Raw genomic sequence first — 17,226 nt, forward strand, 5'->3', positions numbered from 1 at the left:
GTTTCTGCCTGATAGGTTCATGATACCACAAAGCAGAATGGATGTCGATATTGGTCAAATTGATGTCGGTATTGGTTCTTCCGGTTTTGTGAAAATGAGGTATACTATTATCAGAAGCAATAACAGGAGATACTCTATGAAAAAGACCAGGCCAAGAACCGCCCGCGATACCCTCGCATCATCCAATCATCTATTGACAAGTGGTCTACTCGACTTTGTGCAGGAGATATTCCGGGAACAGCTCGCCGAGGACCAGCGGCTGGCAGAAGCACTGAAGCAGGAGTTGCTTATCCTCCCCTCTTCCAGGCTTCGCATCCACACGCACCGCGACGGGCAAGTGTATTTTGGCAAGCTGACAGCCCAGGGCCGGGAGATCGGGATCTCAGGGGACACCGATGAGATCGGCCAGCTCTCTCGCCGTGCCTTTCTCGAAGAAACGATCCCAATCATCGAGACCCGGGTGGAACGTCTTACGAAGGCACTGGACAGCCCGAAGCTGCAAAGACTGTTCCAGAAACGCCAGGAACGACTGGAGCGTTACGCAGGTTTCGACCTGGATCTCTGTCGCATTGTCTTTACCAAAGAGCAGAACGAATGGATCGATCAGCCTTACTCGCCTAACCCATACTACCCTGAAAACCTGAAATACCAGACCAACAGCGGGGTGTGGATGCGCTCAAAATCCGAAGTCTCTCTCGGAAACACCCTGGAGGCCCTGGGAATCCCCTACCGATATGAGGATATCGTCAGGATCCAGAATCCCCACACAGGCAATTCGCCATCTAGAGACAGTTATTATGCCGATTTTAAATTCCCTAATTTCTTTGCCGGGATCAACGTGCATGAACATCTGGGCGCTTTCCAGCTCGACAACTACGCCGTAAACGCGTTCAAACGTCTGAACGACTATCACTCCTTCCCCATTGTCGAATTGCCCAATCGCTCGGTCAGACATTGTGAGATCACCTGGTCCTTCGAGCATGACCTCCAAAACCGGGAAAGCCTGAAAAACCTGTTCCGCAGACTGCTCTTCCCATCGTTCTACGGGTAAATGGGAAGTCGAGTAATGGCGGTTGTAAATGTCAATTTAATTTTGTACAAAAAGTGGAAAATAATTTTGTACAATTTTCAGCTTTTTTCAGGCTGGCTATCAAGGAATGCGCGCTTGTCCTTCAGCCTGTAAGACGGCCCTTTGATGGATATAACGGATGAGTGGTGAAGCAGCCTGTCGAGCACCGCGTTGGCCAGTGTTGCTGATCCAAATACCTCAGTCCACTTTGAGAATGCCATATTTGTGGTGACGATCGTGCTGTTCCTTTCGTATCTTCTCGCAATGAGCTGGAAGAAAAGGTTGGACGCATCATTATCGATCGGCATATATCCAAGTTCGTCTATGATGAGCACCCTGTAACCGGCATAGAACTTCAAGCGTTGTTCGAGCCGGTTTTCATTTAGCGCTTTCTTGAGCTGCAGGATCAGATTCTCGAATGTGATGAAGTACGTTGAATATCGCGCCTTTGCACATTCGATGCCTACTGATGTAGCAAGGTGTGTCTTACCAACTCCGCTAGAGCCCACAAACACGATGTTCTCCATCCGCTCCACAAACCCCAGATTGGCAAACTCCTGTATCTCGGCCTTATTCAGTCCCGGCTGGAAAGTGAAGTCGAAGTCGTCCAGAGTTTTGAGGAATGGGAAGTTCGCCTTGTGTATATTTGCGTGGTTGAGCCTCTCTTTCTTGTAACTGCACTCTATGGAGACGAGTTCTTCAAGCGCCTGAGTGAAACTCATATCTCCCTGATTCACCATTTCAGTATATGTTCCCAGGTTCTCCTGAATTTTGGGTAGATTCAATTCTTCGAGCCCGTTAACCAGTTTTGCGTAGCTTGCCATGTTTCCTCCTGTCTACAGGAAACTGTCAAACTGCCTCAGATTCTGTTCGGCAAATGATTCCAGATCGTCGCTCCTGACCAAAGGCCGCAAAAGCTCCAGATAATGTGTCCGGTCATAGTTGATCCGCTTGTCTGAGATTTTGTGCTGTGCGATGCATCTGTTCTCGAAATAGATCTTCAGATCATCACCGAAAGCTTTGAGATGCACAGTCTTGCCAATGTATTCAGGCGGCACGGAATATCTGCTCTTCCTGAATACGATGAGCGAATCCTTCTGCACCTTGGTTCTTCTGTCGTACTCTCGGTATGAGTCGATCACATATGGCGATGGCAGCGGCTGCAGCATGTCCTTTTCCTTCTGGAACAGGAGATATGGCGGCATATTCGTTGCCTGACACACTTCGGTATTTACCCGATCATTTATGCTAAGCATTATCCGGGTCAGGTCATCTTCGGTCTCAAATTCACCTTCGTAGACCCGAAGCCATTCCATGAACTTGTTTATGGTCTCGACCTTTCCCTTGGTATAGCTGTGCCTCGGCTTTGCAAGTTTGATCTTGAATCCAAAGTCTTTCGCAAACTGCTTCGCTTTAGCGTTGATCCTTCGTCCGTCTTCAGTGATGTCGACGATCGTTCTCATATTGTCGAATAAGATCTCCCTCGGAACCCCGCCTGTTGCCATGAAGCATTGTATGAGGCTGTCGAACACTTCCTGTTGAGTTCTTGTTCTCTTGTAAACGAAACGGCAGTATCTAGAATAGCCGAGCTTGTAGTCAAATACCTGTATTGTGAATACTTCACCCAGGCAATTTGTTATTTGAAGATCTTCTTTCCAGTCCACCTGTGCCTGTAGGCCGGGGGCTGTTTCATAGCGTGGATGACCGCGTACTTTCTTCTTGGGTGTTATCCCGCGGCTTACCACATATTTACGGAAGTTTGAATATGTGCCTATCGATTCACCATACTTGCAATACAGAAACTCATACACTGCTTTTATTGTTGCTCCGCGTATCGCCATCTTCTGGCGAATGACAGCTTCGTACGGATCAAGTTTGCTTGGCTTATCTCTTGTCGCAGGTTTCCCGGCATAGCCGTCATAATACCTTTTTACCGTCCTGCGATCGATCCCATATTCTCTTCCGAGCTTTGAGAAATTCGGTTTCTCTCCGCTCAATTTCAATATCTCCAGTTGAGTCAGCAGTCTGTTATCCATGAATCTACCCTCCATGGATTCAGACTACCATCTCAGCTAAAACTGTACATTTTTATTTTCCCTTTTTTGTACATTTTTATTTTCCCATTTACAGCGGTCGGGGCACACCCTCCTCGGCCGGGGCACTTCACACAAAGCCCAGCACGACCGTACTGTAGCGGCAACATTTGCAGAGGCACACTTCCATCAAAGCAGTTGTTCCGCTAACTCGAATAAAACAGCCAACTGCGGAACTTTCTTCCGCTAATCGACGAAAAACTTCAGATCGCGGAACAAAATCCTTGTTCCGTTCCGCTAACTCGAAAAAAATATCCAACTGCGGAACTTTCTTCCGCTAATCGACGAAAAACTTCAGATCGCGGAACAAAATCCTTGTTCCGTTCCGCTAACTCGAAAAAAATATCCAACTGCGGAACTTTCTTCCGCTAATCGACGAAAAACTTCAGATCGCGGAACAAAATCCTTGTTCCGTTCCGCTAACTCGAATAAAATGGCCAACTGCGGAACTTTCTTCCGCTAATCAACGAATAACCTCAGGTTGCGGAACAAAATCCTTGTTCCGTTCCGCTAACTCGAATAAAACAGCCAACTGCGGAACTTTCTTCCGCTAATCGACGAAAAACTTCAGATCGCGGAACAATTCCCTTGTTCTGTTCCGCTAACTCGAATAAAACAGCTAACTGCGGAACTTTCTTCCGCTAATCGACGAAAAACTTCAGATCGCGGAACAAAATCCTTGTTCCGTTCCGCTAACTCGAAAAAAATATCCAACTGCGGAACTTTCTTCCGCTAATCGACGAAAAACTTCAGATCGCGGAACAATTCCCTTGTTCCGTTCCGCAGACTCGAAAAAAATAGCCAAATGCGGAACTTCCTTCCGCTAATCAACGAATAACCTCAGATCGCGGAACAAAATCCTTGTTCCGTTCCGCTAACTCGAATAAAATAGCCAACTGCGGAACTGTTTTCCGCAATACGGGTGGTTTTCCTTTTTATCGGAACAATTCACCTTAGCCCTTAGTCCCGGTGCCCACCACATCCCCACCGCGTCACTCCAGCACAACTCCCATCCCTGCCGACTCTCACCAACACAAAAGGCTGCCACCTCAAGGTAACAGCCTTCATCTTACTCACTTATCCCGTAGAACCGCATGGCGTTCTCACAGGTGATCCGGGCCACGTCCTCGTAGTCCATGCCCTTCAGCACCGCCACCCGCCGCGCCACATACTGCACGTAAGGCGACATGTTGGGACGCCCCCGCTTCGGTTCCGGCGCCAGGTAGGGAGAGTCCGTCTCCACCGTCAGAAACTCGATGGGGATCTCCTTCGCCACTTCCGCGGTCCGCCGGTTGTTCTTGAAGGTCACCGGCCCGCAGATGGAAATCGTGGCTCCCAGCTGCACATACTGCCGTGCCATCTCGAGGCTGCCGGAGTAGCAGTGGATCAGCACCCGCGCGTCGTCCACAAAGCCTTCCGGCCCGGGCCGCTTCTGGAACTTCGCCTTCCTCTCCCGGGAGAAGGCACCTTCTTCTTTCAGAATATCCATGGTCTCCTGGTCGGCTTCCCGGGTGTGGATCACGATGGGCATGGACAGCTCGTTCGCCAGCTGGATCTGCCGGCGGAACCAGTACCGCTGCACGTCCCGCTCAGACCGGTCATAATGGAAGTCCAGTCCGATCTCACCGATACCGCATACCTTTGGCTCAGCAGCCATACGGCGGATCTCCCCGAAGTTCTCTTCGTTCAGCTCTCTGGAGTCATGCGGATGGACCCCTACCACGGCGTATGCCCAAGGGTAGGCAGCCGCATCCAGAATGCTCTGCCGGGAGGTGTCCAAGCTGGCACCGGCGTCCATCACAAACCGCACCGGCGAAGCTTCGATCTCCGCAGCCAGCGCTCGGCGGTCCTCTTCAGTGAAGGACTCCTCGTTGATATGGGCGTGGGCGTCAAACAAACACTTCGGCGTGCCGTCCGGCGCTGTGATCGGGGCAGGCACAAAGCCCGGCCCGTCAGCTATCCCTTTGGCCACCTTGTTCGCCCCGCGCTCCCTTATCTCCATTATTCCACCGCCGATCCGGAAGCCGCTGTGGTCTCCACCGGCTGGGTCCGCTCCCCGTCCTGCGCGAACAGGAACATGCCATGGGACTCCAGGCCGCGAAGCATCCGAGGCTTCAGGTTAGCCACTACGACCATTTTCTTTCCTACCATCTCCTCCGGCTTGTAGTCCTTGGCCACGCCGGAAATGATCTGGCGGGTCTCGGTGCCCATCTTCACCTGGAAGACCAGCAGCTTGTCCGCCTTGGGGTGCTTCTCAGCAGAGATAATCTCGCCGACACGAAGGTCCAGTTTGGCAAAATCGTCAAATTCAATGGTAGGCTTCAATTCCAGCGGAATGTTCTCCGGCTCTGGAGCCGCTGCCTTGCGCAGATCGTCCAGTTCCTTCAGTTCCTTCTCGATGTCCAGACGCGGGAAGATCGGTTCGCCGCGGTTGACACGGTTGCCGTCGAGAAGATCGAAGGTCATGGCGTTCTCCCAGAGGATCTCGCCGGTGATGCCCATCTGCTCGTTGATCTTCTCGGTGGTGGTGTGCATGTACGGATAGATCAGGATGGCGATGATCCGCAGGGACTCCGCCAGGTTATGCATGCAGGTATCCAGTTCAGCCTTGCGAGCCTCGTCCTTGGCCAGGATCCACGGCGTCTTCTCGTCGATGTACTTGTTGGCTCGGCGCACCAGGGTCCAGATGTTCTCCAGGGCGTTGTTGAAGGCGAAACGGTTCATGTCAGCCTCTACCTTGGGAGCCACGCCAACCGCCAGAGTCTTCAACTCCCGGTCGATATCATCCTCGGTGGTCGCCGGAGGAACGATACCTCCGCAGTATTTCTCGATCATGGCAGCCGTTCTGGAAACCAGGTTGCCCAGGTCGTTAGCCAGATCGAAATTCATTCTCTTCAGCATCACCTCGTTGGTGAACACGCCGTCCTGCCCGAACGTATACTCACGCAGCAGGAAATACTTGAGGGCATCGATGCCGTAGCGGTTGATGAGGACCACCGGATCTACCACGTTGCCCTTGGACTTGCTCATCTTGCCGCCGTCGATCAGCAGCCAGCCATGGCCCAGCACCTGCTTGGGAAGAGGCACATCCAGAGACATGAGCATCGCCGGCCAGATGATGGAGTGGAACCGGACGATCTCCTTGCCCACCAGGTGGACGTCTGCCGGCCAGTAGTGGTTGAACTCCTCCGGGTCATCCGGATAGCCCAGAGCGGTGATGTAGTTGGTGAGGGCATCCAGCCACACGTAGATCACATGCTTGGGATCGATGGGGACCTGAATACCCCAGTCGAATGTGGACCGGGAAATGCACAGGTCCTCCAGTCCCTGCTTGACGAACTCGATCATCTCATGACGACGGGTGTCCGGCTTCAGGAAATCCGGGTTGTTCTCGAACAGGTCCAGGATGCGGTCCTGGTATTTGGAGAGTCTAAAGAAATACGCCTCCTCGTGGGCTTTTTCCACCTTTCGGCCGCAGTCCGGGCAGCACCCATCCACCAACTGGCTCTCCGTCCAGAAGGACTCACAGGGGGTGCAGTACCAGCCCTCGTATTCACTCTTATATATATCCCCCTTCTCGTTCATCTTGTTGAAGATCTGCTGCACGCGGCTCACGTGGCGCTCCTCGGTGGTCCGAATGAAATCGTCATAGCTGATCTCCATGGTCTTCCACAGATCCTTGACGCCGGCCACGATGCGGTCCACGTATTCCTGGGGAGTCACGCCTTCCTTCTCGGCGATCTGCTGGATCTTCAGCCCATGCTCGTCAGTACCGGTGAGGAAGTGGACGTCGTATCCGCTGAGCCTCTTGAACCGGGCCATGGCATCCGCCATCACTGTGCAATAGGTATGGCCTATGTGCAGGTTGGAGCTTGGGTAATAGATTGGGGTTGTGATGTAATACTTTCCTTTAGATTCCATGATATCATTCCTTTCTTTTGCCTTGTCGAATGGGACAAAGCCATACTGCCTTAATCGTATCACAAAGCCTTCGTAACGTCAACTTGCACATCTCCTGCCGCTGTTATACAATAGGACAAAAAGAAAAGGAGCCCACATGGAACTATCCTCCCTGATCATCGACCTTGCCATCATGCTGATGACGGCAGGGGTTATCAATATCGTATTCAAGCGGATCCACCTGCCCATCATCCTGGGCTACATCGTGGCCGGCTTTCTCATCAGCCCCTATTTCCCCCTCTTCATGGACGTGAAATCCACCTCCTCCATCGAGACCTGGAGCGAGATCGGGGTCACCTTCCTCATGTTCTATATCGGGCTGGAGTTCGATCTGCACAAGCTGGCCCGCATCGGCAAGACCGCGCTGATTTCCGCCTCGGTGATCATGGGCGGTTTGATCGTGGTAGGTTACGGCCTTGGCATCGCCCTGGGACTGAACAGCATCAACAGCCTCTTCCTGGGGGTCATGATCTCCATCAGTTCTACCGCCATCATACAGAAATCCTTTGAGGAACTGGGGATGCAAGGCCAGAAACACACGAGCCTGGTGATGGGCACGCTGATCATCGAAGATGTGATCAGCGTCTTCCTGCTGATCATCCTCCCCACGATCTCCATCACTCAGTCCGACATGACCGGCACGGATCTGGCCCTGAAGCTCACCCTGATGCTGTTCTACTTGCTGATCTGGCTGCTGCTGGGAATCTATTTCCTCCCCACCTTCCTGAACCGCATCGGTGATGTGGTCACCGACGAGCTCGTGGTGATCCTGTCCACAGGGCTTTGTTTCACCATGGCGATCATCGCCACCAAGCTGGGGTTCTCGCCGGAGCTGGGGGCCTTCCTCACCGGCTCGCTGGTGGCAGGCACCATCCACGTCCACCACATCGAGAGCGTCACCAGCGGCGTGAAAGACCTCTTCGGCGCCATCTTCTTCCTGTCAGTAGGTATGATGGTGGATCCCTCGATCATTACGGAGCGGTGGTACATCATCCTGCCGGTGGTGGTGGTCGCGGTGCTGGCCAAGCTTTTCTTCGCTTCCGTAGGTATGCTCCTTTCCGGACAAAGCCTTGTGAACTCTCTGAAGAGCGGATTCAGCCTGGCGCCTATCGGGGAGTTCTCGTTCATCATCGCCTCTCTGGGTATCAGCCTGGGAGTCATGAAGGACTACATGTACTCGGTGATCGTATCGGCCTCCATTGCCACCATCCTGATCACCCCTTTCCTGATGAAGAACGCGGAGCGTTTCTCCCAGTTCATCAACCGGAAGCTGCCCGACAAGTACGTCCGGATGCTGGAGTCCTTCACCTCTGACGAAGAGGAGGAGGATTCCCCGGACAGTCTGTGGGGACAACACATGCGCCAATACCTGAAGACCTTTGGCCTCTACGGGATCATCATGCTGGTGGCAGCCATCGCCTCGGAACGACTTGTCTATCCAGCGCTTCGGACTCTGGTGTCTCCCTACATCGCTATTGGAATCACCCTGCTCCTTTTCTATGCGGTAGTGGTGATCTTTGTGCGTCCCATGTTGGACTCCCGAAGACCGACCTTCACGTCGCTGTGGCTGGAACACAGAGTAAACCATCTTCCGCTCCTGGCGCTTGTTATAGTGAAAATGGTGGCCATCAGCATCATCGCTGCCTACCCGGCCGTTCATTTCTTCCACGTGCACAGGAGCCTGATCGTACTGATCATTCTGGTGGCTGTGTTTGCGCTGAGCCGCACTGGATTCATCGCCAGTTTCTACCTGCACCTGGAGACCCGGTTCCTGTCCAACTTCAATGAGACCACCCTGAAGGAATTCGAAGCAGAGACAGGGCAGGACGCCCACCAGCAGCTCTACGAGAGGCTCCACCTGATCTCTTTCTTTGTGCAGGAGGATGCCCGGTATATCGGAAAAACGCTTCAACAGCTACAGTGGGGCAACCTCTTCAACGTGTACATCATCAAGATCCGCCGTGGCCACCGGCAGAAGGTGCTCCCTGAGGGCAACATGGTCCTGGCCCCGGGGGACAAAGTCTATGCGGTAGCAGAGCCTGCGTCCCTGACTAACTTCAAGAAATTGATGGGGCTTCCTCTTGACTACAAGACCCGCACCCTCAGGCAATTCATGGATACCGACTACGACGATGTCAAGCACGCCGTCTCCTGCTGCGTGGTACGGATCAGCGGAGAAGAGAGTTTTGCCGGCAAGCCCATCCGCACCGGCGGCATCCGTGACCGCCTGCACTGCATGGTGCTGGGTCTCCAGAAGCAGAACTACACCACCCTCATCCCGGACCCCAACATGGTGATCCAGGCCGGTGATCTGCTGTGGGTCATCGGCGCCAACAATGACATCGGCCGGTTGATCTCGTCGTAGGGCCTTCCGGCCCGGTCCGTTCGGGCCTTTCGCCAATCGTTGATTCTTCGCTTATGGCAAATCCATGCATGCTTATGGCAATGCCATAAGCATGCATGGATTTGCCATAACCCCTAGGCAGGGGTTGCCCTTACATCTAAAAAAGAGATCTCCTCACAAGGCGGTATTACCGTCATTTGGGGAGATCCCTTTTCTTTCCTCATATGGTTCTTCTTCGCCGCAACAGCAGGGCGCCGCCCATCGTGCCGATCAGCAGGATGCCGAGCAGGTAGAGACGTATTGCACCCGGGCCGCCGGTAGATGGAAGAGAAGCGCCGGGCGTATTCCTGATGGTGATGATATTACCTGAATTGGAAAGGCTCGCGTTTTCATTGCTGTTTGTGCCAGTGCCGCTCTCGTCTGTCAGGGTAACCGTTCCGTTCTGCGCAATATTGAAATACGTGTATTTCTTCAGAACCACGTATCCATCCGGTGCCTGCGTCTCTTCCAGACGATAGGTCCCTGTTGACAGTTTTTCCAGAGTCCTCTGATTCCCTGATGTCAGGTCGATCTCCCTGTAAGCCTCGACAACTTCCCAGCTTGTCCCATGTTTACATAACTGGAACTTCGATCCCAGAAGGTTCTGGTTGTTTTCGTCCACTTTTCTGACAGTCACTGAAGCATCGATATAATTATTGATGATCAGCGTATAGGCAAGTGTCCCCTCTTCTTCCGGGTCAGTCGTTTTTGTCAGCGAAACCCAATCTGCCGAACTCCCCTGAGGCAGCAAACTGATCGCTCCTGTCTTGCTGATAGTAAACTCAATATATCCAGGCAGCGTCTGATAACCGGCCCGTGGGGTCTTCTCCCGGAGCTGATAGGTTCCGGCAGGAAGTGTATTGTCGATGAGCGGGATCGTTCCATCCTCATCCGTTACCAGATCCTCATATCCCGTCATCACTGCATTATCAAAGATCGTAACACCGCCAACCGTTACCTGCTTATGCAGTTCAAAATGAACCATTGACAATGGCACCTTCGTATCCCCATCCTGTTTCTTTGCCTGGAGAATGTATGGACGGTTCTTGATGATCAGCGTTGCAGGGGTGGTTCCGCTTCCCTGCGTCAGGGAGTAATACTCGCTATCCGGTCCACTGACCGTCACAGTGCTTCCATTATTTCCTGCCTCCTGGTCAGACTGGTCGCCGGTCACCTGAATCGTCATCGCTTGTTCCAGCCCATGGTACCCCTGTGGCGTAGTCATCTCCGTCAGCGTGTAATTCTTGTTTTCGCTGAGGAACGCTGTCGTAAGATATCCGTCAGAGTCGGAGGTAAACGTCCCGATCGGAGTGTTGCTGCTCTCCTCTGTAAGCAGGAATGTCGCCCCCGCCAGAGCTCTGCCGTGGAAGTCCTGTTTCTTCAGGATGATCCCGGGTCGGTCGTTGGTTGTCGTATCCACTCGGACATTGGATCCGGCAGAGATGGTTCCTTGCGTATAATGCACGGAGTAGGTAAAATCAGCATGCTCTGTCTCGCCCTTCTGTCTCCCATCAAGCGTCAGTGTCTCTCCCTCTCTGATGGGCTGGAATGTCAGATCACTCACATTGGTGACGACACCTTCTTCGTCATACTCAGGATTCCCGTGTTTGATTTCCACCTCACGGATCACGTAGTCGTTAAACGATACTCCCCCTACTGGCAGCCTCAGCCAATACCAGTATAGAGTCGTCGTGCCATAGGGCAGGGCCCGCAGACTACCCGGTACCAGATCCAGTAATCCAATTCCCTGGCCATGTTCACTGCCAGGATTCTGCTTCTTGGTATAGACCGCAAAATACGTGGTCGCACGACCATCCATATAGTCCGCATCCGTCCAGACTTTGTTTACACGAAGTCCATAACCCTTGAGGTTGCAGATATCCACATGGGGGTCTTTCCCTGCTGCGATCTCGTTATAGATCGTGCCGTTATGGTCTTGGCTGTCCGGTGCCCCTGCGGTGGCGACCGCATCAGCGTCTTCTCCGGAATAGACGGCTGTCTCAGGCTTGTCATTACTGCCAGTCAGATCGTAGTCATCATAATATACGTACTTCTGGAAGGAATACCCGTCCGGAATCTCCGAGGGGCGTTCCTGTACCATGTACTTCGTCCCCGCCAGGATCTCACGCACTTCCACAGTATAATCTACTGGGATCATGGAGATCGATCCGTTCATAGAAGTGCTGAAACTTGCGGCTTTTTTCTGTTCATCCGAAAGCTGGGTATAGTCTTTGATCCCGCTCCCGATCTTTATAAACTTTTGGGCCCCCGCATCCCAGCTGCAGTAGTCCCCTTCCTTATCCCTTACGTGATAGGTATACATATTGACCCCGGAAAGTTCCGTATCTGACTCCGTGCCGAAATAGAGACGGAAGTCGAAGGCGGTGGGATCGTCCGTGATCGGGGTCTCTCCATCTGCGTCAAACAGTTTCTTGCGGAAAGTCAGTGTTCTTATCGCCTCAGGATTGACGGTATTCACAAAGCCGGCCCTTGGACGATCTTCCGTAGACTGATAACCAATGCCAAAATCCTTCCGGTGCGGGGCACCAGTCACGGCCGTTCCTTCCAGCACAGTTCCATTCGCTGCCACACTGTCGTAGACTTCCGTATTCACACCGCACTCAACAATGGAATAGGAATCGATTTCTTCGTTCTCTGGACCGAATGTGGGGAAATTGACCGTCACCGTCTCTCCCGGCTTCAGGATGAAAACATTGTCATAATCCACACCGCCGATCTTCCTGGACGGTTCAAATTTCACCGGATTGTCCGTGTTCTTATAGAACACGTAGTCTTCCTGATCGGCCGTTCCCTGCATTGCGTTTTTCAGCAGGTATTCCTGACCGTTCTTCTTGTATTTGATCTGATAGGCAAACTCAGCCAAGGGGGACTCGGATCCATCTACACCCGACAGCTCCTTGCTCAGTTCGACCGTGCCCGGTTTCACGGATGCCAGGTTGAAGCGCATGTGAAGGTTGGAGGCACCGCCGCCACGCTCCATGTAGAAGATCTTCATCTTGTGTGTGGAATAGTCCTTGAATATCTTGCTGAATTCTCCCGTCTGTTCGTTGTAATCAAAATGCTTCTTCAGATACTCGATCAATCTCTCGTCATCATCACTCTGAATCGAATTGCGTTCCTTGTAGTTCTCCCGGAAGATGTCCAGAAGCGTCGTGTGCTGGTTATTCACAATCACGTCCCCGGTGGAGAAGTTGACAGACCCCGGCAGGGCACTGTGAACGCCTCCCAGATCGATCACCAGCTCATCGTCCACGTACAGCCAGAAGTCATCGTCACCGGTGAACTCAAAGATGATGTCATGACCCCAGTCATCAAGGCCACCAGGCGGCTGCGTAAACCCGGCTTCCAATTCCACGCCGAAATAGAGGTCTGCTTTGGCGGGATCATTGACAAGATACAGGTTCTCGTACTTCCTTGGATCGCTATTCGGCAGCAGATCTCCTGTTGTTGAATAAAGATTCTGCCTGTTCACGGAAGCAAATCGTCCTGCCTCAATATTGTTGAAGGGTAGAAACTGTCCGTGCTTCAGGGTATTCTTGTTCGAATCGTCATAGGAGCCGATCTCCTTGTAGACGGTGAAATTATGATCAAAACCGGAAGTGTAGTTACCGCCTGCCGCCCCGTTGAGACTGGCGAAATTCTGGGCGCTGTCATACTCAAAATAGCCACTGGCGTTATAAGTGCTTTCGATGAAGAGATGGTTGACTTCCTTCGCCCCCTGAAACAGGTCTCCGAGCGATTTATCTGTTTTACTGGCGATTGGATAGCCATCTGCTCCAAGATTCGTACTTAACAAACCACGCTGCTCATTCCACTGTGTGAAAACGCTGGTTCCCATGACCGCATGCTGCTCCGTGGTCGTAGGGGTGTTGTCTACTCTGGTTACTGTCGAATTGAAGTCCACCAGTTTCATGGTGATCCCGTACTGGGTATGATCCACTGTTTTCACTGTCGTCAGCGCATCATCGACCGGAACCTCCTCCATCACAGCAAAATAGAAATCCATCGCTTCCGACTTGGGGCAGGATACTATCTGACCGTTCTCGACCTTCAGACCCGTATAGGAATAGCTTGCTTTGTCCCACGCCAGGATATCGGAGTAGTAATGACCGTACCGGCGTCCATTCATGTTGATGCCGATGGGATCGTCCGCCACGATCTGTCCTCCTGTTAACTGCGGGGCCAGGTACTTCTGGGCGTACTCGTTGTACAGTTCGTAATAATAGGATGGGTCTCCGTTATCGTCGGGATAGTCGGTAAACTGCCAGAGCATCGTGTTGATGACATTCCCGGCCCACTCAATGGAGTCCCCTTTCTCATAGACCCGCACCAGAGTGCCATCGTGATCAATGGCATAGTACTCATATTTCAAAGTTTCTTCGTTCCAGGCCCTGGTATATACGATGACCTTGGAGCCGGTCTTGATGTTCTTGTCTGAAACGCTGACCTTGCTGGCAGAGTAGGTCTTGTAATAATCCGACGTAAGCTCAGAAAGTTCCACAAGATCAAGCCATTCCGTTCCACTGCTGCCTCCTGTAGTAAACCCGGATGCCGTGGTCCCGCTGTAAGTCAGGGTGGCATCACCAGATTTCAGACAGATCTGACCAGCATGCACACCCGTTCCGGGAACCACCTGAACCAAACTGGCTTCGCTCTTGCTGTCAGCAAGGGACAGCCCACTTGGGTCGATCTTCAGGTATTTGGTTGCTCCGTCAACCGTCACCGTCAGATAATAATAATCATCATGCTCCCAGTGAAACGTCCACATGGAAATGTCACTGTCATTGGGTACGAACAGATGTTTTTTGTTGTCTTCGGTTGCCAGGACCATCAGCGCCTTTGCATCCAGCGCGTTCTCAGTCTTTGAACTTGCCATCATGGCCTTTCCGTAGAGACTTTCGTCCCAGAACATCAGGCCATAGGAGGTATTATCCAACGCATAGGGATCGCTCGTAACTTCGGTATAATACCAGAAATTCACATTGTTGTTGGTGTCATTGGAATTGTTCCAGGAACAGAAACGAATTCCGCTTGCTCCGCTCTGCATGTTCCAGTACCAGCTTCCATTGCTGAGTTTGAAGGTGCCGTTGTTGTTCTGAGTTACCGTAAAGGCTGTCTTCTCCGATTCTTCCGCAGCAAAGGAAAGGCTGTTGTTGCCTCCGTTATAGACATACTGTTTCGTCGTGCCATCCGCCGCATAGCAGTAAGCGTAGACCTTGTCTGTTGTTCCGGGAACCTGCTCAAAATAGTATTTGGCTGCCTTATCAGCGGGATATGTCTGGGCCGGCTTGGTCTTGGTAATACCGGTTCTCTTGCTGTCTGCCGTAATGCTGTTCATGTAATAATAACCATCCGGATGGCCAATATAAAGCCCCTGACTCCCCATGGAGATCAGCTCGGAAACAGAGCCCACTGTTTTCCATCCCATCGGTACTGCCTCCGGTCCTTCCACGATCGCATACGCGGAGAACCCCTTCGCCTGAAAGTGGATCTCATTCCCCTCAACATCCAGTGTGTCAATTACTTCACCGGCTTCCGCTCCATCGGCAAAGTGCACGACCTTTGTGTTCTTCTCCGCCTTCTTGCCAGTCTCCTTATCCGCCAGCTCGATCCTGACATCCACTGCCGTTCCTTCTGCCGGCTGATATTTCACGTTGGGATCATCCTTGTCCACGATCTTGATATCAAAGAGCCGGATATACGACAGATCCTCCACCTGACTGCCGATGGTGTCCGCTGTATCCTCTACGTAGGCTTTGTAGCCATCGTCGCCCTTCTGGACTTCCTTCGCGATGAGTCTGGCGTCCTCCGGGATCTTGGTGCTGGTGTCATACGTCACGGTAATGACATAGTCCTTCCCGTCCGCAGTCTTGACAGGAGCAGAGATCTGCGACTCCGCATACACCACCGCATATACGCTGAAGCTCTCCGCCTGGAACCCGGCCTCCTCCAGCTTGCCCTTCTTGTTCAGGGCAAGCACCACGTCCTTCCGGTCCAGCACCTCTGGGCTTACCTCGCCTGTCTCGGGATCCTCCCGGAAGTGGATGATGCGGACGTTCTTCTGATCCTCCAGCGCCAGCGCCTTGTCGTAGGCGATGGTCACATCTACGGCCCGCTCGGGCTGGATCTCCTTCCCGTCCGCGTCCAGAGTGATGTCGTAGAACCTGGCCATGGAAAGCGAGGCGATGGTCTCTCCGCCCTTCTCCTTGCGCAAAGCCTTCAGCGCCTGCTCATAGTACCGCTTGTATGCCTTCCGTTCCTTCGCCTGGTCGCTGTCCTCCTGGATCTCCTTCACGTTGAGGGCGGTCTGCGCGTCGAGTTCTGCGTTCTCGATCCTGACCGCGTACCCCTCACCCTCATAGGCCAGGGAGTCAACGGTCTCCGGATCGCCCTTCTCTTCCTCCTGAAGTTCCTCCTGGGGGACATCTATACCGCCCTGCTCTACAGCCTTGTCTGGAGTGAGCGTCTTGGCAGGAAGAGAAAGCATGAAAGATATGCCAAGAAGGACTGCAATCGACAGTATCATCGTCAGCCCTCGATTATGGTCTATGGTCGCAAGTGCCTTCCTTACTTGCTGACTTTTCCATCTAATCTTTCTGTTACTCAAACTCAATCCTTTCCAAGTATGATGCTACGTCCAAATGGCTTTTGTCCTATAGTTATACTTTATTTATTTTACCATTTTTTTGCCATTTCTACAAGAAATAATAAACGAGATAGTACACAAGTACAATTCTGTCATTCCCCGATGCGGCATCTCGCTGCCCATGACATGGCATAGAACCGCTCTTGCTGTTGACACAGTTCCCCTTGGGGGGGTAGCCTGCCCTACTATTTCTATTTCAACTATTCTGCAGGCTATTGGCAATTTAGGGCAAAGTTGTTATCTCGTATCTCCACCGGTGGTTTTTTCACAATGCTATGCTATAATGGAGGTACAGGATGAGGAGCAATAAGATATAGTTTTTTGGTTGAAAAGGAGTTTCGTATGAAGAAAAGAATAGCTTTGTTTCTGGTGCTTTGTGTGATCGCAATGTTCGGTTTGGAGGGATGCGGCGCATCGGCTCCCACCCCCACTGAGACGGCGAATACCTTTCTGACCGGGATCCAGAAGGGGGATGATGATGCCATCAACTCAGTGTACGAACCAGGCGACTTCAACATTAGCGAAGCGTTCAATGCGATTGGCGATTCCACCGAGACACTGAACGAGGACGAGGAAATGCTGAAGTCCCTCCTGGCGAAGATCCCGGAGTTCGAGTATGAGGTAAGCGATGAGCAAATCAAAGATAAGACAGCTACGGTGACTGTCAAGATCACCACCTATCCCATCGGCGAGGCCATGAAAGATTTCATGACCGATTACATCAGCAAGGCTTTCGAGATGGCCTTCAGCGATCCCTCCGACAAGGAGATGGAGAAGCTGGCTACCTCCCTCTTAAAGAAGAAAATCGACGGCCTGAAGGAGAAGACCTACACCAAGACAGCCACCCTCACCATGACGCAGAAAGACGGCGTCTGGAAGATCGACAAAATCGAGGAAGACAGCGACTTCGCTGACGCTCTTCTTGGCGGAATGATGAGTTCCATTAAAGACCTGGATGGCCTTTTCTCTGACAACGGCGGACAATAGAATTGCCTCTACGGTGGGCCTCCAACGATGGAGGCAGAGTCCGAAAAGCCAGTACTGACTTCTCAAA

8 protein-coding genes are annotated in these 17,226 nt (G+C 52.3%); 3 read left to right on the plus strand and 5 right to left on the minus strand.

Annotation, left to right across the window (positions count from 1 at the left end):
• The first annotated feature begins 136 nt into the window (after nucleotides 1-136).
• The gene (locus tag P156_RS0106455; RefSeq protein WP_027869419.1) at nucleotides 137-1,051 is read left to right on the plus strand and encodes a hypothetical protein; all 915 of its coding nucleotides are present in this window, start codon (nucleotides 137-139) and stop codon (nucleotides 1,049-1,051) included.
• Between the two features lie 77 nt (nucleotides 1,052-1,128).
• Here P156_RS0106455 and istB read toward each other — a convergent pair whose 3' ends face one another.
• The 4 genes from istB to metG form a co-directional block, all read right to left on the minus strand.
• Nucleotides 1,129-1,893 (minus strand): IS21-like element helper ATPase IstB, encoded by a 765-nt coding sequence (gene istB, locus P156_RS0106460; RefSeq protein WP_027869408.1) that lies wholly within the window; start codon nucleotides 1,891-1,893, stop codon nucleotides 1,129-1,131.
• 12 nt (nucleotides 1,894-1,905) lie between these two features.
• Nucleotides 1,906-3,105: an IS21 family transposase gene (gene istA / locus P156_RS0106465; protein ID WP_027869409.1), complete on the minus strand. Its 1,200-nt coding sequence runs from the start codon at nucleotides 3,103-3,105 to the stop codon at nucleotides 1,906-1,908.
• A gap of 1,126 nt (nucleotides 3,106-4,231) precedes the next feature.
• Nucleotides 4,232-5,164 carry a TatD family hydrolase gene (locus P156_RS0106470; protein ID WP_081818479.1) on the minus strand — a complete coding sequence of 311 codons (933 nt, stop codon included), beginning with the start codon at nucleotides 5,162-5,164 and terminating at the stop codon, nucleotides 4,232-4,234.
• Entirely contained in the window at nucleotides 5,164-7,083 is a 1,920-nt protein-coding gene (gene metG, locus P156_RS0106475) for a methionine--tRNA ligase (RefSeq protein ID WP_027869421.1), read from the minus strand. The genes P156_RS0106470 and metG overlap by 1 nt, the downstream gene beginning before the upstream one ends.
• Nucleotides 7,084-7,219: 136 nt before the next feature.
• Between metG and P156_RS0106480 the strand changes: the two genes are divergently transcribed.
• Complete coding sequence (locus P156_RS0106480; protein ID WP_027869422.1) at nucleotides 7,220-9,487, plus strand: cation:proton antiporter; 2,268 nt, start codon at nucleotides 7,220-7,222, stop codon at nucleotides 9,485-9,487.
• 199 nt (nucleotides 9,488-9,686) lie between these two features.
• Here the strand turns inward: P156_RS0106480 and P156_RS0106485 are convergent, their stop codons facing one another.
• The gene (locus P156_RS0106485; protein WP_027869423.1) at nucleotides 9,687-16,052 is read right to left on the minus strand and encodes a SpaA isopeptide-forming pilin-related protein; all 6,366 of its coding nucleotides are present in this window, start codon (nucleotides 16,050-16,052) and stop codon (nucleotides 9,687-9,689) included.
• Nucleotides 16,053-16,514: 462 nt separating this feature from the next.
• Here P156_RS0106485 and P156_RS0106490 point away from each other — a divergent pair, with 462 nt between their 5' ends.
• Complete coding sequence (locus P156_RS0106490) at nucleotides 16,515-17,159, plus strand: DUF4878 domain-containing protein (RefSeq protein ID WP_027869424.1); 645 nt, start codon at nucleotides 16,515-16,517, stop codon at nucleotides 17,157-17,159.
• Nucleotides 17,160-17,226: the final 67 nt, after the last annotated feature.

The organism is Eubacterium sp. AB3007 (assembly GCF_000688015.1).
Taxonomy (GTDB): Bacteria; Bacillota; Clostridia; order Peptostreptococcales; family Anaerovoracaceae; genus Aminicella.